At 65.5% G+C, this 14,004-nt stretch carries 9 protein-coding genes and 1 pseudogene; 8 read left to right on the top strand and 2 right to left on the bottom strand.

The window, feature by feature from the left end; all coding sequences use genetic code 11:
• Nucleotides 1-27: 27 nt before the first annotated feature.
• Nucleotides 28-888 (top strand): S-formylglutathione hydrolase, encoded by an 861-nt coding sequence (gene fghA, locus B7Y64_RS09855; RefSeq protein ID WP_291326585.1) that lies wholly within the window; start codon nt 28-30, stop codon nt 886-888.
• A 41-nt stretch (nt 889-929) separates the two neighbouring features.
• On the top strand, nt 930-2,636 hold the full coding sequence (locus tag B7Y64_RS09850; protein WP_291328758.1) for a phosphoethanolamine--lipid A transferase: 1,707 nt from the start codon (nt 930-932) through the stop codon (nt 2,634-2,636).
• A gap of 16 nt (nt 2,637-2,652) precedes the next feature.
• Here the strand turns inward: B7Y64_RS09850 and B7Y64_RS09845 are convergent, their stop codons facing one another.
• Nucleotides 2,653-3,552, bottom strand: a complete 900-nt coding sequence (locus B7Y64_RS09845; RefSeq protein WP_291328756.1) for a LysR family transcriptional regulator — start codon at nt 3,550-3,552, stop codon at nt 2,653-2,655.
• 86 nt (nt 3,553-3,638) lie between these two features.
• Here B7Y64_RS09845 and B7Y64_RS09840 point away from each other — a divergent pair, with 86 nt between their 5' ends.
• The 4 genes and pseudogenes from B7Y64_RS09840 (at nt 3,639) to B7Y64_RS09825 (ending at nt 7,646) form a co-directional block, all read left to right on the top strand.
• Nucleotides 3,639-4,673, top strand: a complete 1,035-nt coding sequence (locus tag B7Y64_RS09840; protein WP_291328754.1) for a sodium-dependent bicarbonate transport family permease — start codon at nt 3,639-3,641, stop codon at nt 4,671-4,673.
• A gap of 25 nt (nt 4,674-4,698) precedes the next feature.
• A pseudogene (locus B7Y64_RS09835) lies at nt 4,699-5,909 on the top strand (ISL3 family transposase).
• A gap of 127 nt (nt 5,910-6,036) precedes the next feature.
• Complete coding sequence (locus tag B7Y64_RS09830) at nt 6,037-6,921, top strand: CaiB/BaiF CoA-transferase family protein (RefSeq protein ID WP_291326696.1); 885 nt, start codon at nt 6,037-6,039, stop codon at nt 6,919-6,921.
• Between the two features lie 17 nt (nt 6,922-6,938).
• On the top strand, nt 6,939-7,646 hold the full coding sequence (locus B7Y64_RS09825) for a DUF1294 domain-containing protein (RefSeq protein WP_291326694.1): 708 nt from the start codon (nt 6,939-6,941) through the stop codon (nt 7,644-7,646).
• A gap of 49 nt (nt 7,647-7,695) precedes the next feature.
• On the opposite strand, the gene B7Y64_RS09820 is transcribed toward B7Y64_RS09825, so the two are convergent.
• Nucleotides 7,696-10,083, bottom strand: coding sequence for a YgiQ family radical SAM protein (locus tag B7Y64_RS09820; RefSeq protein ID WP_291326692.1), 2,388 nt, complete (start codon nt 10,081-10,083; stop codon nt 7,696-7,698).
• 159 nt (nt 10,084-10,242) lie between these two features.
• Here B7Y64_RS09820 and B7Y64_RS09815 point away from each other — a divergent pair, with 159 nt between their 5' ends.
• Nucleotides 10,243-10,845 (top strand): YigZ family protein, encoded by a 603-nt coding sequence (locus tag B7Y64_RS09815; RefSeq protein ID WP_291328752.1) that lies wholly within the window; start codon nt 10,243-10,245, stop codon nt 10,843-10,845.
• A 100-nt stretch (nt 10,846-10,945) separates the two neighbouring features.
• Nucleotides 10,946-13,873: an EAL domain-containing protein gene (locus tag B7Y64_RS09810; protein WP_291328750.1), complete on the top strand. Its 2,928-nt coding sequence runs from the start codon at nt 10,946-10,948 to the stop codon at nt 13,871-13,873.
• Nucleotides 13,874-14,004: the final 131 nt, after the last annotated feature.

The raw sequence follows: 14,004 nt of genomic DNA, 5'->3' as shown, positions 1-14,004 counted from the left end.
CGCTAGCAGCTATCAAATTTGATATTCATGACATTCACCGCCCTGGAACTGACCAGCGAACACGCCTGCTTTGGCGGCGTGCAGCGCTTTTACAAACACAGCTCGTCCGAAATCGGGCTGCCGATGCGCTTTGGCCTGTATCTGCCACCCCAGGCCCTGGCCGGGCAGAAAGTGCCGTTGCTCACCTACCTGGCGGGCCTGACCTGCACCGAGGAAACCTTTGCCATCAAGGCCGGCGCGCAGCGCCTGGCCGCACAGCTGGGGCTGGCCGTCCTCACCCCCGACACCAGCCCGCGCGGCGCTGGCATTGTGGGCGAAAGCAACCACTGGGAATTCGGTGTGGGTGCCGGCTTCTATCTGGACGCCACCGAATCGCCCTGGGCCGGCCACTGGTGCATGGAGACCTACCTCATCAAGGAGTTGCTGCCCGACGTAGCGGCGCAGTTTGCACTCGACGACCAGCGCCTGGGCCTGTTCGGGCATTCGATGGGCGGCCACGGTGCGCTCACGCTCGCCTTGCGGCACCCCGGCGTTTTCCGCAGCTTATCGGCCTTTGCGCCCATTTGCGCGCCCACCCAGTGCCCGTGGGGGCACAACGCCTTCACGGGGTATCTCGGGCAGGATGAAAGCACCTGGGGCGCACATGATGCGAGTGTGCTGATGGGCCAGCAAACCAGCGCACCCTATCCCCAGGGCATCCTGATCGACCAAGGTCTGGCCGACAAGTTTCTCGCCACGCAGCTGCACCCGCACCTGTTCGAAAGCGCCTGCGCCCAGGTCGGGCAGCCGCTCACGCTGCGCCGCCATGCAGGCTACGACCATGGCTACTATTTCATCCAGACCTTCCTGGCCGACCACCTGCAGCACCATGCCACCTCGCTTGGCTGAACATTAATGCCCAGTTAAGCGGCACTACAGACAATCGTCCCATGCCTTTGTTTTTGCAGCGCCTGTGGCGCCTTGTGTCTGGCCGCCGTGCCGTTGCCCACCCAACCCACCCTTCCCGCGACATCCACCCGGCGTGGGTCGTGGTGCTGGCCAGCGCCTGGCTGGCCACAGCCTGCAACGTGCCGCTGTGGCGCGAAGTGGCGGCGCTGCCGGGCCAGGGCACGCTGCGCGGCTGGGGCTTTGCGCTGGCTTTTGCGGTGATCGTGGCGGCAGGCAATGCCGCCCTGCTTAGCGTGCTGGCCTGGCGCTGGACGCTCAAACCCGCCATCACCGTGCTGCTGCTCATGGCCGCTTTCGGTGCCTATTTCATGCTTGCCTATGGCATTGCCATCGACGCAAGCATGCTGGTCAACGTCATGCAGACCGATGTGAAAGAGGCCGGCGACCTGCTCAACTGGCGCATGCTGGCCACCGTGCTGGCGCTCACGGCGCCGCCGCTGCTGTGGCTGTACCGGCGCCCGGTGCGCCGCATGCATGCCTTTCGCCACATGGCGCACAACGGCATGCTGCTGGTGGGCGCGATCGTGGTCATCGTGGTCTGCCTGCTGCTGGTGTTCCAGGACTTCGCCTCCGTCATGCGCAACCACACCAAGCTGCGCTACCTGATCAATCCGCTCAACAGCGTGTACGCCCTGGGCAACATTGCCACCAAGCCACTGCGGCTGGACACCAGCACCCTCATGCCGCTGGGCCGCGACGCCCAGCTGGGCGCCAGCTATGCAGGCCAGCAAAAGCCGCCCCTCCTGGTGCTGGTGCTGGGCGAAACCGGGCGCAGCGTGAACTTCGGGCTCAACGGCTACAACCGGCCCACCACTCCCCTGCTGTCGGCCCGCACCGACCTGGCCACGGCGCGCAACGCCTGGTCGTGCGGCACCAGCACCGCCGCATCGGTGCCCTGCATGTTTTCGCACCTGGGGCGCGACGGCTTCGAGGCGCGCAAGGCCAACTACGAAAGCCTGATCGATGTGCTGCACCACGCGGGCCTGGCCGTGCTGTGGCTGGACAACCAGGCCGGCTGCAAGGGCGTGTGCGAGCGTGTCAGCGAAGTGCGCACCACGGCGCTGAAAGACCCGGTCTTGTGCCCCGGTGGCGAATGCCTGGACCCCATCATGCTCAAGGACCTGGACCAGCGCCTGGCCGAGCTGCCCGCCGAGCAGCGCAGCCGCGGCACCGTGGTGGTGATGCACCAGATGGGCAGCCACGGTCCGGCCTACTTCAAACGCTCGGCCCCGGCCCTGAAGCAGTTCCAGCCCGAATGCACCTCTACCAACCTGCAGGAATGCACGCAAGAACAGGTGGTGAACGCCTATGACAACAGCATCGTGCAGACCGACCAGTTTCTCGATTCCGTGCTCAATTGGCTCTCATACCAATCAGATAGAGCGCAAACAGCTATGATTTATGTAGCAGATCATGGAGAGTCGCTGGGCGAGAACAACATCTACCTGCATGGGCTGCCCTATTCCATCGCGCCCGATGTGCAAAAGCATGTGCCCTGGATCACCTGGCTCTCGCCCGCCATGCAGTCGCGCACCCGGCTGACCACCGGTTGCCTGCAAAAGGACCTGACCGAGCGACGCATCAGCCACGACCACTACTTCCATTCGGTGTTGGGCCTGATGGACGTGAAAACCAGCGCCTACAACCCTGCGCTGGACATGTTCACCGGCTGCCGCCCGGCGGGCTGATGCCGCGCGCGGGACCTTACCGCGCCACCAGCCACCCTTTCGCCTCGCTGAGCAAGTGCGCCTGAAACACCTGGGCAATCGGTGACAGTTGCTTGCCCCTGGGCCAGACCAGGTGCCACTGCGACTGGATGGGAAAGCCCTGCACACGAAGAACCGCCAGACCCTCGTGGTGCGCACCCAGCGCATGGCGCGACAGGATGGAAACGCCCAGCTGCCCCTCGACGGATTCCTTGATGGCCTCGTTGCTGCCCAGCTCCAGCACCGCGGTCGGGGTAAAACCCCGCTGGCGCAGGTGCGCGTCGGTGGCCATGCGGGTGCCCGAACCTTTTTCGCGCAGGATGAAGCGCTCATCCTGCAGCTGTGCCAGTGTCACGCGCTGTCTGAGCGCCAGCGGATGGGTGGAGGCCGCAATGACCACCAGCGGGTTGGGCATCAGGATCTGATCCTCCAGCGGCAGGTCGGCCGGCGGCACGGACATGACATAGAGATCGTCCAGGTTGCTGCGCAGGCGCGTGATGACGTGATCACGGTTGAGGATTTCAAGCGAAATGTCGATCTGCGGGTGCAGCTTGCAGAAACTGCCCAGCAGGCGGGGGATGAAGTATTTGGCGGTGCTCACCACGGCCACCCTCAGGCGTCCGCTGGTCAGCCCCTTGGCGCCCGCCACGCGCTGCTCGAACGCATCCCACTCGCCGGCGATGGCATGCGCCGTGCGGGCCAGGGCCTGCCCGGCCTCGGTCAGGTGAACCCGGCGCGAAATCACTTCGTACAGCGGCATGCCCACGGCCAGCGTCACTTCGCGCAGCTGCATCGACGCCGTGGGCTGCGTGACGTGCATGCGCCTTGCGGCGGCACTGACGCTGCCGGTTTCAGCCAGCGCCAGAAAAAGCCGGAGCTGGCGAAAAGTGATATTCATCGATTTTTATCTATAGATAACGTCATTCGAATCGATTTTACTTTGCACCCCACACTGCATAGCATTGCGCCCAAAGGAGTTGAACGATGCAAAGCTTGCTGGACCCCGCGGTCCTTTTTTTTGCCCTGGGGGTGTTTGCGGGCCTGGTCCGCTCGAACCTGGAGATGCCTGCGGCCATCTCGAAATTCTTGTCGATCTACCTGCTGATGGCGCTGGGTCTGAAGGGCGGCTTTGCGCTGGCGGCATCGGGCTTTACGCCCAGTGTGGCCAGCAGCCTGGGGCTGGCGGTGCTGCTGGCCGTGGTGGTGCCGCTGCTGGGCTACATGCTGCTGCGGCGCGTGCTGTCGGGCTTTAACGCAGCCGCGGTGGCAGCCACCTATGGTTCCGTGAGTGCCGTGACGTTCGTGACGGCCACGCAGTACCTGGAATCGCAGTCGGTGCCCTACGGCGGCTACATGGCGGCCGCCATGGCACTGATGGAGTCGCCCGCCATCATCCTGGCAGTGATGCTGGCCAATGCGCTGCGCCAGACGGCGCCGGCAACTGCCGCAACCCCTCTCCCCCGCGTGCAGCCGTTGGTGGCGATGGCATCGGTGGGTGCTGCCACCCTGGGCGCCGGGGCCATGGGCACGGCCCCACGGGGGCAGCACCTGTCGATGGGCAAGATCCTGCATGAGTCGTTTACCGATGGCACGCAGCTGTTGCTGCTGGGCGCAATGGTGATCGGACTGGTGACAGGCGATGCGGGCAAGGCGGCCATGCAGCCCTTCTCGGGCGACCTGTTCAAAGGCATGTTGTGCCTGTTCTTGCTGGACATGGGGCTCTGTACCGCGCGCAACCTGCCGGCCGTGCGCCAGCAGTCACCCTGGCTGCTGGCCTATGCGGTGCTGGGGCCGCTGGTGCACGCCAGCATCGCCGTGGCGCTGGCGTGGCTGGTGCAGGTGCCTGCGGGCGATGCGGTGCTGCTGATGGTGCTGGCGGCCAGCGCCTCGTACATCGCGGTGCCCGCGGTGGTGCGCTTTGCCATCCCCGAGGCAGACCCCTCGCTGTATGTGAGCCTGTCGCTGGGGTTGACGTTTCCGCTGAACATCGTGCTGGGCATCCTCAAAAAAATCTGTTGACACCCCCTGAACAGGAGCCGTTCCGATGCAAGAAGCATTGTTTTGCCAAGCGTTAGGCCTTGCAGCCCCCTGGGCGGTAGAGCGTGTTGCGCTGGACGTGGAGCGCAGTCGCATCGACCTGTACGTTGTCTGGCGCTCAGGCAGTGCAGCATGCCCGGCGTGCTCAGCCGCTGATCAAAAGCTCCATGACCACCGCCAGCGCAGCTGGCGGCATCTGGACTTCTTTCAGTTCGAGGCCTACGTGCACTGCTCGCTGCCCCGCGTGGCCTGCAGCGTCTGCGGTGCCACCACCCAACTGAGCGTGCCCTGGGCACGCGAGGGTAGCCGCTTCACGCTCATGTTCGAGGCGCTGGCACTGACGCTGGCCCGGGAGATGCCGGTGTCGGCGTGCGCACGCATCCTGCGCTGTGCGGACAACACCGTGTGGCGCCAGATCGACGCCCATGTCTGTTTGGCCCGGGCCCAGGAGAGCTACGCGAATGTCAAGGTCATCGGTATTGATGAGACCAGCTGCGCCAAAGGCCACAGCTACATCACGCTGGTGCACGATCTGGACAAAGCACGGCTGATCCATGCCACGCCTGGCAAGGATGCCAGCACCGTGCAGCGATTTACCGAAGACCTCAAGAGCCACCAAGGCCAGCCACAGGCCATCGAGGTGGTGTGCATGGACATGTCCAAAGCCTTCATCGCAGGGGCCGCCCAGCACCTGCCGACGGCGGCCATCGCCTTTGACGGATTCCATGTGGTGCAACTGGCCAACCGGGCGGTCGATGCCGTGCGCCGCGAGGAAGCCCGGGGCGAGCATTGGCTCAAGAAGACCCGCTGGTGCTGGCTCAAAGACAAGGCCAGGTGGACGCTCAAGGAGCAGGACAAGATGGATTGGCTGCCCCACACCCGATTGAAGACCGCCAGAGCGTGGCGACTGAAGGAGGCGCTGCGTGACATCTACAGAAGTGCACGCTCTGATGCAGCAGAGCAAAGTGCGCAGGCCCTCACAAAGTGGCTGCACTGGGCGCAGCGCAGCCGCTTGGCACCCTTCAAGGATCTGGCCAAGACCATCAAGCAGCACTGGGCCGGGATCCTCAAGGCGTTTGACGCAGCCCACTTGCACACCGGCTATGTGGAAGCAGTCAACTCGTTGCTGCAAGCGGCCAAGGCCAAGGCGCGGGGATACGGCACGACCGAAAACTTACCCACCTGCCGGGCAATCCTCTGCTAAAAGCAAGGGCCTGACCATGGACTCAGTGGGGAATGTTGTACGCCACCCGAAATAGAAGAGAACCCCAAAAATGCCCCTGAAGCCCGTCCACAAAGCGCCAAAAGCTATTAAATAAATAGCAATCAACGGAGACACCATCGCATGACACCCCTGCAACCCCTGCATGGCACCCGCATCCTGAGCCTGGCGCTCAACCTGCCCGGTCCTGCCGCCCTGCTGCGCTGCGCGCGCCTGGGGGCAGAGTGCACCAAGCTCGAACCCCTGCCCCAACGCGGCCAGCCCAGTGCCGACCCCATGGGCATCTACAGCCCGGCGGCCTATGGCGAGCTGCACCAGGGCGTTCGCGTGCTGCACGCCCACCTCAAAACAGACGAAGGCCAGGCCGCGCTGCACGCCGAGCTGGCACGCACCGACGTGCTGATCACCTCCTTTCGCCCCTCGGCGCTGACCAAGCTGGGGCTGGGCTGGGAGGCGCTGCAGGCGCGCTACCCGCGCCTTTCGCTGGTGCGCATCGTGGGCGCGCTGGGCGAGCGTGCCGAAGAACCTGGCCACGACCTCACCTACCAGGCCGAGGCCGGGCTGCTGACCGGCCCGCAGGTGCCGCCCACGCTGTTTGCCGACATGGCAGGCGCGCTGATGGCGAGCGAAGCCGTGCTGCAGGCCTTGCTGGCGCGCGGCCAGCAGGGCGCGGGTGTGTGCATCGAGGTGGGCCTGGCCGAAGCCGCGCAGTGGCTGGCCCTGCCCCTGCACTGGGGTCTGACCACCCCGCAGGGCGACGTGGGCGGCGCACACGCGGGCTACCGCATTTACCCCTGCCAGGATGGCCGCGTGGCCGTGGCTGCGCTGGAGCCCCACTTCGCCGCGCGCCTTTGCGAGGCGGCGGGCCTGCCTGCAGCGGGCGACATGGCTCACCTGCGCAACCCCGCCACCCACGACGCCATTGCCCGCTTCCTGCAAGGCCAGACCCGCGCGCAGCTCAGCGCGCTGGCGCACGCCAAAGACATTCCGCTGCACACCCTGGCTTGACGGGGCAGCACACACCCATGCCAAAGCAGGGAACCGTGGTGCGCTGGAACGCCGAGCGCGCCTTTGGCTTCATCCGCAGCCCGGGCTCGGCTGCCGATGTGTTCTTTCACGTCCGTGACTACCGTGGCGCCACACCGCCACGTGAAGGCCTGGCCGTGGTCTTTGAAGAAATCCGTGGGGGCGACAAAGGCCCGCGCGCCACGGCGGTGCAGGCCGCAGGCGCGCAAGGCGCCCCAGCGGGCAACCATGGCAGCCAAGCCCGGGGTGCACGCCGCCCCGAAACCACGCGCGCAGGCCGCAGCACAGCCCGCACCGAAACAAGCGCCGGCACGCGCCGCAAAGCCACCCCAGTCGCGCCTGCGGGCGCCGCCTTGGCCTATGGCCTGATGCTGGCGTGGGCGGCGCTGGTGGCCTGGGCTGTGTGGACGCGGCACCTGCCGCTGTGGACCGTGGCGGCACTGGCGGGCTTGAACCTGGCCACCTTGTGGCTCTACGCGGCCGACAAAAACGCCGCACGCCAGGGCCAGTGGCGCATCGCAGAAAAGCAGTTGCATCTGCTGTCGCTGCTCGGTGGCTGGCCCGCCGCCTGGCTGGCGCAGCAGAACATGCGCCACAAATCCCGCAAGACCGCGTTTCGCGCGATCTACTGGGCAACCATCGTGCTGCACTGCGCCGCGCTGGGAGGTTTTTTGTACGGGATGGGCGCGTTCCAGCCCTGGCTTTGAAAGCGCAGCGCCGCAGGGCCGCGCGCTTTCACTACCAATTTAATAGCTATCAGCGCTTGCTGGTATTGGGCTTTTGCGGTTTTTTACCCTGAATACCCGCCCGTGGCGGCAGGCCCGTGTGCTGGGTCTGGATCTGGCCCGGCTTGGGCCCTGCCTTGGATGGCACCTTCTCAGTCACCATGGACGGAATGGTGAGGAAATTGTCTTTCTTGCGCGACGCGCAGCCGCCACTCGTGTTCAAGGGCTGGAAGGTCGGAATCAGGTGGTGCTTGCCGTTGCCAATGAGGTCGGCGCGGCCCATGCTTTTGAGCGCCTCGCGCAGCAGCGGCCAGTTGGCGGGGTCGTGGTAGCGCAAAAAGGCCTTGTGCAGGCGGCGGCGCTTTTCACCGCGCACCACGTCCACCTTTTCGCCACGTTCGTCACGGTGGATGCCCTTGAGCGGGTTGAGCCGGGTGTGGAACATGGTCGTGGCCGTGGCCATGGGGCTGGGGTAGAAGGTCTGCACCTGATCGGCCCGAAAGCCGTTCTTCTTGAGCCAGATGGCGAGGTTCATCATGTCCTCGTCGCTGGTGCCGGGGTGCGCGGCAATAAAGTAGGGGATCAGATACTGCTTCTTGCCCGCCTCGGCCGTGTACTTTTCAAAAAGCGTCTTGAACTTGTCGTAGTTGCCGATGCCCGGCTTCATCATCTTGGTGAGCGGGCCGGCTTCGGTGTGCTCGGGCGCAATCTTGAGGTAGCCGCCCACATGGTGCTGCACCAGTTCCTTCACATATTCGGGCGATTGGATGGCCAGGTCGTAGCGCAGGCCCGAGCCGATGAGGATTTTCTTGACGCCTTTGATCGCCCGGCCGCGCTTGTAAATCTTGATCAGCGGGTCGTGGTTGGTGGTGAGGTTCTGGCAAATGCCGGGGTACACGCAGCTCGGTTTGCGGCAAGCGGCCTCGATCTCGGGCGTGCGGCAGCCCAGGCGGTACATGTTGGCCGTGGGGCCGCCCAGGTCGGAGATGGTGCCGGTGAAGCCCTGCACCTTGTCGCGCACGTCCTCGATCTCGCGAATGATGGAGTCTTCCGAGCGGCTCTGGATGATGCGGCCCTCGTGCTCGGTGATCGAGCAAAAGGTGCAGCCACCAAAGCAGCCGCGCATGATGTTGATCGAAAAACGGATCATCTCCCACGCCGGGATCTTGGTCGCGCCGTCGTGGCGGCCTTTTTCGTCGGCATAGCGCGGGTGCGGGCTGCGCGCGTAGGGCAGGTCAAAGATGTAGTCCATCTCGGCCGTGGTGAGCGGGATGGGCGGCGGGTTGAGCCACACATCGCGCGCGGTGGTGCCCTCGCCGTGCGCCTGCACCATGGCGCGGGCGTTGCCGGGGTTGGTTTCGAGGTGCATCACGCGGTTGGCGTGGGCATAAAGCACTTCGTCGCTCTTGACTTGTTCGTAGCTGGGCAGGCGGATGACCGTGCGCTCCAGCGGCGGCAGCTTGCGCTTGCCCATCAACGCCGGGTTGGGCACAAAAGTGAGCTTGTGCGTGCCATCGCTGGCAGGTTTTGCATCATTTTGGCCACTAGCCCTTGCTGGCTGTGCGCTATCAGCTATCGAAATAGTAGTGTCCGGGCCGCTGCAGCTCCCGCCCGCCGCTGCAGCTTGCTCGCTGGTCGTCTGGTAGGGGTTGATGTGTGCTTCCACCGGGCCGGGCTGGTCTACCTCGGACGAGTCGATTTCAAACCAGCCCTCGGGCGTGGTGCGGCGCACAAAGGCGGTGCCGCGCACATCGGTGATGTTTTCGACCGGCTCGCGCGCCGCCAGGCGGTGCGCCACCTCGACCAGCGCACGCTCGGCGTTGCCAAACAGCAGCAGGTCGCATTTGGCGTCCACCACGATGGAGCGGCGCACCTTGTCGCTCCAGTAGTCGTAATGCGCGATGCGGCGCAGGCTGCCTTCAATGCCCCCCAGCACGATGGGCACGTCTTTATAGGCCTCGCGGCAACGCTGGCTGTAGACGATGGCCGCGCGGTCGGGGCGGCGGTTGCCCTCGGCACCAGGGGTGTAGGCGTCGTCACTGCGGATCTTGCGGTCCGCCGTGTAGCGGTTGATCATCGAATCCATGTTCCCGGCCGTCACGCCCCAGAACAGGTTGGGCTTGCCCAGCGCCTTGAACGGCTCGGCACTTTGCCAGTCGGGCTGCGCAATGATGCCCACGCGAAAACCCTGGGCTTCGAGCGTGCGGCCAATCACGGCCATGCCAAAGCTCGGGTGGTCCACGTAGGCGTCCCCGGTCACCAGCACGATGTCGCAGCTGTCCCAGCCCAGCTGCTCCATCTCGGCGCGGCTCATGGGCAGGAACGGGGCGGTGCCGAACCGCTTAGCCCAGAACGGGCGGTAGCTGGTGATCGGCTTGGCCGCACGCGGAAACAGGGAGACGTCGACGAAGGCGTTCATGCGAGGGGGAAGTGCGGCCGCCCATGGCTGGTGGGGCCATGGTGGGGGCGCGGTCTTGGTGGGTAACCGCGCATTTTACGGCGGCAGGCCATTTTTGTCGCCGTTTCGGCGCTTGTCCCTGCCGCGCACCCAGCCATCGTGCCGGTAAGCTTGGGGCCCATGTCCCAGACCCTGGCCGCGCCCGTCCACAGCGAAATCATCATCAAGAAGAGCCGTTTCATCGGCTGCGTGCAGCCCATGCCCGACCGCGCCAGCGCCCAGGCGCATGTCGATGCGCTCTGGAAGCAGCACCCCGGCGCAGCCCATATCTGCTGGGCGCTGCTGGCGGGAGGGCAATCGGCCGCCGTGGACGACGGCGAGCCCGGCGGCACAGCCGGGCGCCCCATGCTCGATGTGCTGCGCCACCAGGACCTCGAAGGCGTTCTGGCCACCGTGGTGCGTTACTTTGGCGGCGTCAAACTGGGCGCAGGCGGGCTGGTGCGTGCCTACACCGACTGCGTGGCCCAGGCGCTGCTTCACGCGCCCAAGGTGCAACTGCAGCGCATGGCCACGCTGCAATGCCTGGTGCCCTATGCACTGGAAGGCCTGCTGCGCCGCGAAATCGAGGCCGCGGGCGCCGAGCTGCTGGGCGTTCAGCATGGTTCGCTCGTCACGCTGCAACTGCGCCTGCCCCAAACCCAGGCCAGCGCCTTTGTGCAGCGTATCAACGACCTCGGCCAAGGCCGTGTGGGCTGGCCCGATCAACTGACCGGCGGGTCATAAACAGCCCGGGGAACACCGCTTTACAACTACTACACTTGCACACAGACCTGCTTCGCCGCCCCCCGCGGTACCCCCGGTAACCGCGGCACCACCCCCGCCCATGCTGATCCACCCAAGCCACCAGCCTGCAGCCCGCCAAGCCATCCGTGCCGTGGTCGCGCTGTTTGTGCTGTTGCTGCTGGTCATGGCGCTGCCCATGCTTCCAGGCCTGCAGGGCGTTTCGCACTATCTGCCCCTGCACATGGCGCTGGAAACGCTGGCGATTGTGGTGGCGGCGCTCACCTTTGGCATGGCATGGAGCGTGCGGCGCGAGCAGTTGCCGCTCAATGCCCTGTTGCTGGGCTGCGCTTTCCTGGGCGTGGGCCTGCTCGACTTCAGCCACATGCTGTCTTACAGCGGCATGCCCGATTTCATTACCCCCAACACGCCCGAAAAAGCCATCCACTACTGGCTGTCGGCACGGCTGCTGAGCGCACTGGCCCTGCTGGCGGTGGCCTGGCTGCCCTGGGGCAGCACCGCCACCCGCTCCCAGGCCACCCTGATGACGGCGGCGGTGCTGGTGCTGGTGGCCGCGCTGCACGGGCTGTTCTTTCTGGCGCCGCACCTGCTGCCGCTCACCTTTGTGCCGGGCGGCGGGCTGACTGCCTTCAAGATCGCTTTCGAATACACGCTGATGGCGCTGTACCTTGCCGCCGCAGCCCGGCTGCTGTGGCACATGCGCCGCCAGCGCAGCTTCAACGCCAGTGGCCTGTTTGCGGCGGCGTGCGTCATGGCGCAAAGCGAGTTTTTCTTTACCCGTTACACCGGCGTCACCGACATCTACAACCTCACGGGCCACTTTTACAAAGTGCTGGCCTACGCCTTTTTGTACCGAGCGGTTTTTGTGGAAACCGTGCAACGGCCTTACACCTTGCTGCGCAACTCGCAACGGCAGCTGCAGGCCACGCTGGATGCCCTGCCCGACCCGCTGCTTGAACTCGACGACGATGGGCGCTACATCGACGCACGCGCCGGCCACGCAGGCGCCCTGGTCGCACCCACCGTCTCTCTGCTCGGTAAAACCCTGCAAGAAGCCCTGCCCGCCGAAGCCGCGCGCATCTCGCTGGCCGCCCTGGACGAAGCCCGCCAGACCGGCTTCTCGCGCGGCCGCGTGGTTGCCCTGCAGGTGCCCGACGGCCAACGCTGGTTTGAGCTGTCGGTGGCGCGCAAGGCCCCGCAGCCCGGTCAGGGCCCGCGTTACGTGGTCATCTCGCGCGACATCACCCAGCGCCTGCAAAGCGAAGAGGCCATGCGCAAGCTCTCGCAGGCGGTTGCGCAAAACCCCTTGCCCATCGTCATCACCGACCTGCAAGGCCGCATCGAATACGTCAACGACGCCTTCACCCGCTCCAGCGAATACACCGCCGCCGAAGTGCTGGGGCAAAACCCGCGCATCCTGCAGTCGGGCAAAACGCCCGATGCCACCTACCGCGGCATGTGGGCCCAGCTCACCCAAGGCAAACCGTGGCACGGCGAGCTGAGCAACCGCAGCAAAAGCGGCCGCGAATACACCGAATCGGTGCTCATTTACCCCTTGCGCAACGCCGAGGGCGAGGTCACCAGCTACCTTGCCCACAAAGAAGACGTGACCGAGCGCAAACAGGCTGCCGAGCGCATACAGCAGCTCTCGCACTACGACCAGCTCACCGGCCTGCCCAACCGCACCCTGCTGGGCACGCACTTCCAATACGCCTTCCGCCAGAGCCCCGCCCTGGCCTTGCTGTGGATCGACCTTGACCGCTTCAAGGACATCAACGACTCGCTGGGCCACAGCGAGGGCGACATGCTGCTGCTCGAAGTCTCCCACCGCCTGCGCTCCAGCCTGCAAGACCACGACACGCTCTCGCGCCATTCCGGTGATGACTTTGTCGCCCTGCTGCCCCACACCAGCCAGGACGAAGCCGCCAAGCTCTGCACCCGCCTGCTGGATGCACTGGCCCAGCCCCTGCAGGTGGCGGGCCAAGAGATTTTTGTGACCGCATCCATTGGCATCGCCATCGCCCCCAACGACGGCGAGCAACTCGACGCCCTGCTCAAAAACGCCGAAACCGCCATGTACCGGGTCAAGGAAGACGGGCGCAACACCTACCGCTTCTTCACGCCCGAGATGCAGGCGCACTCTGCGCGCGCGCTGGCCCTGGGTAACGCCCTCAAGCAGGCCCTGCCGCGGGGCGAGCTGCACCTGGTGTACCAGCCCCAGGTGTCGCTGCACGATGGCCGCATCGTAGGCGTCGAAGCCCTGCTGCGCTGGACCCACCCGCAATGGGGCGTCGTGTCGCCCGCCGAATTCATTCCGCTGGCCGAAGCCAACGGCCTCATTGTGCCCATTGGCGAATGGGTGCTGCACACCGCCCTGTGCCAGCTGCGCGCCTGGCTCGATGGCGGCCTGCCCATGATGACCATGGCGGTCAACCTCTCGGCGGTGCAGTTTGGCCAGCCCGGTTTGCCCGACATGGTGGGCCGCCTGCTGCAGGAAACCGGTGTGCCCGCCGAAGGCCTGGAGCTGGAGCTTACCGAGGCCGTGGCCATGAAAGACCCCGAAACCGCCGCCCTCAAAATGCAGGAGCTGAGCCAGCGCGGCATCCGCCTGTCCATCGACGACTTTGGCACCGGGTATTCGTCGCTCAGCTACCTCAAGCGCTTTCACATCAACCAGCTCAAGATCGACCAGTCGTTCGTGCGCGACATCGGCACCGACCCCGACGACCAGGCCATTGCCACCGCCATCGTGCAAATGGCCCACAGCCTGGGCATGAGCACCATCGCCGAAGGCGTGGAAACCGCCGAGCAACTGGACTATCTGCGCGCACAGGGTTGCGACCAGGTGCAGGGCTACCACTACAGCCGCCCGCTGCTGCCCGAGCACCTGGAAACCTTTGTGCGCGCCAACCTGCAGGCCCACCCGCGGGGCGCGGCCCACCCGGCGCACACCGCACACCCCGCCGTTGCAGCGCAGCGCCGGGTTCAGGCCGTCGAAAACGCTACATAAACAGTAGCTGCTAGCGCTTTACCAGCAAGCGCCAGGCCTCAAAAACCCTGTTATTTGGCCTGCATCTGCCAAGGCCCGGTTCGCCCCCACGGGCCGACCACGCCAGCGCACCCTGCAGGCCCCGCACCCGC

The sequence above is a fragment of the Acidovorax sp. 35-64-16 genome, assembly GCF_002281195.1.
In the GTDB taxonomy this organism is placed as follows: domain Bacteria; phylum Pseudomonadota; class Gammaproteobacteria; order Burkholderiales; family Burkholderiaceae_C; genus Acidovorax; species Acidovorax defluvii.
Note: the sequence above shows the minus strand (reverse complement) of the source record. Positions and strands in the feature narration are given on the sequence as shown.

Excerpts from the sequence above, each read along its gene's own strand:
- fghA (WP_291326585.1), top strand. The coding sequence starts at position 28 with ATGACATTCACCGCCCTGGAACTGACCAGCGAACACGCCTGCTTTGGC.
- B7Y64_RS09810 (WP_291328750.1), top strand. The coding sequence starts at position 10,946 with ATGCTGATCCACCCAAGCCACCAGCCTGCAGCCCGCCAAGCCATCCGT.
- B7Y64_RS09840 (WP_291328754.1), top strand. The coding sequence starts at position 3,639 with ATGCAAAGCTTGCTGGACCCCGCGGTCCTTTTTTTTGCCCTGGGGGTG.
- B7Y64_RS09830 (WP_291326696.1), top strand. The coding sequence starts at position 6,037 with ATGACACCCCTGCAACCCCTGCATGGCACCCGCATCCTGAGCCTGGCG.
- B7Y64_RS09815 (WP_291328752.1), top strand. The coding sequence starts at position 10,243 with ATGTCCCAGACCCTGGCCGCGCCCGTCCACAGCGAAATCATCATCAAG.
- B7Y64_RS09850 (WP_291328758.1), top strand. The coding sequence starts at position 930 with ATGCCTTTGTTTTTGCAGCGCCTGTGGCGCCTTGTGTCTGGCCGCCGT.
- B7Y64_RS09825 (WP_291326694.1), top strand. The coding sequence starts at position 6,939 with ATGCCAAAGCAGGGAACCGTGGTGCGCTGGAACGCCGAGCGCGCCTTT.
- B7Y64_RS09820 (WP_291326692.1), bottom strand. The coding sequence starts at position 10,083 with ATGAACGCCTTCGTCGACGTCTCCCTGTTTCCGCGTGCGGCCAAGCCG.
- B7Y64_RS09845 (WP_291328756.1), bottom strand. The coding sequence starts at position 3,552 with ATGAATATCACTTTTCGCCAGCTCCGGCTTTTTCTGGCGCTGGCTGAA.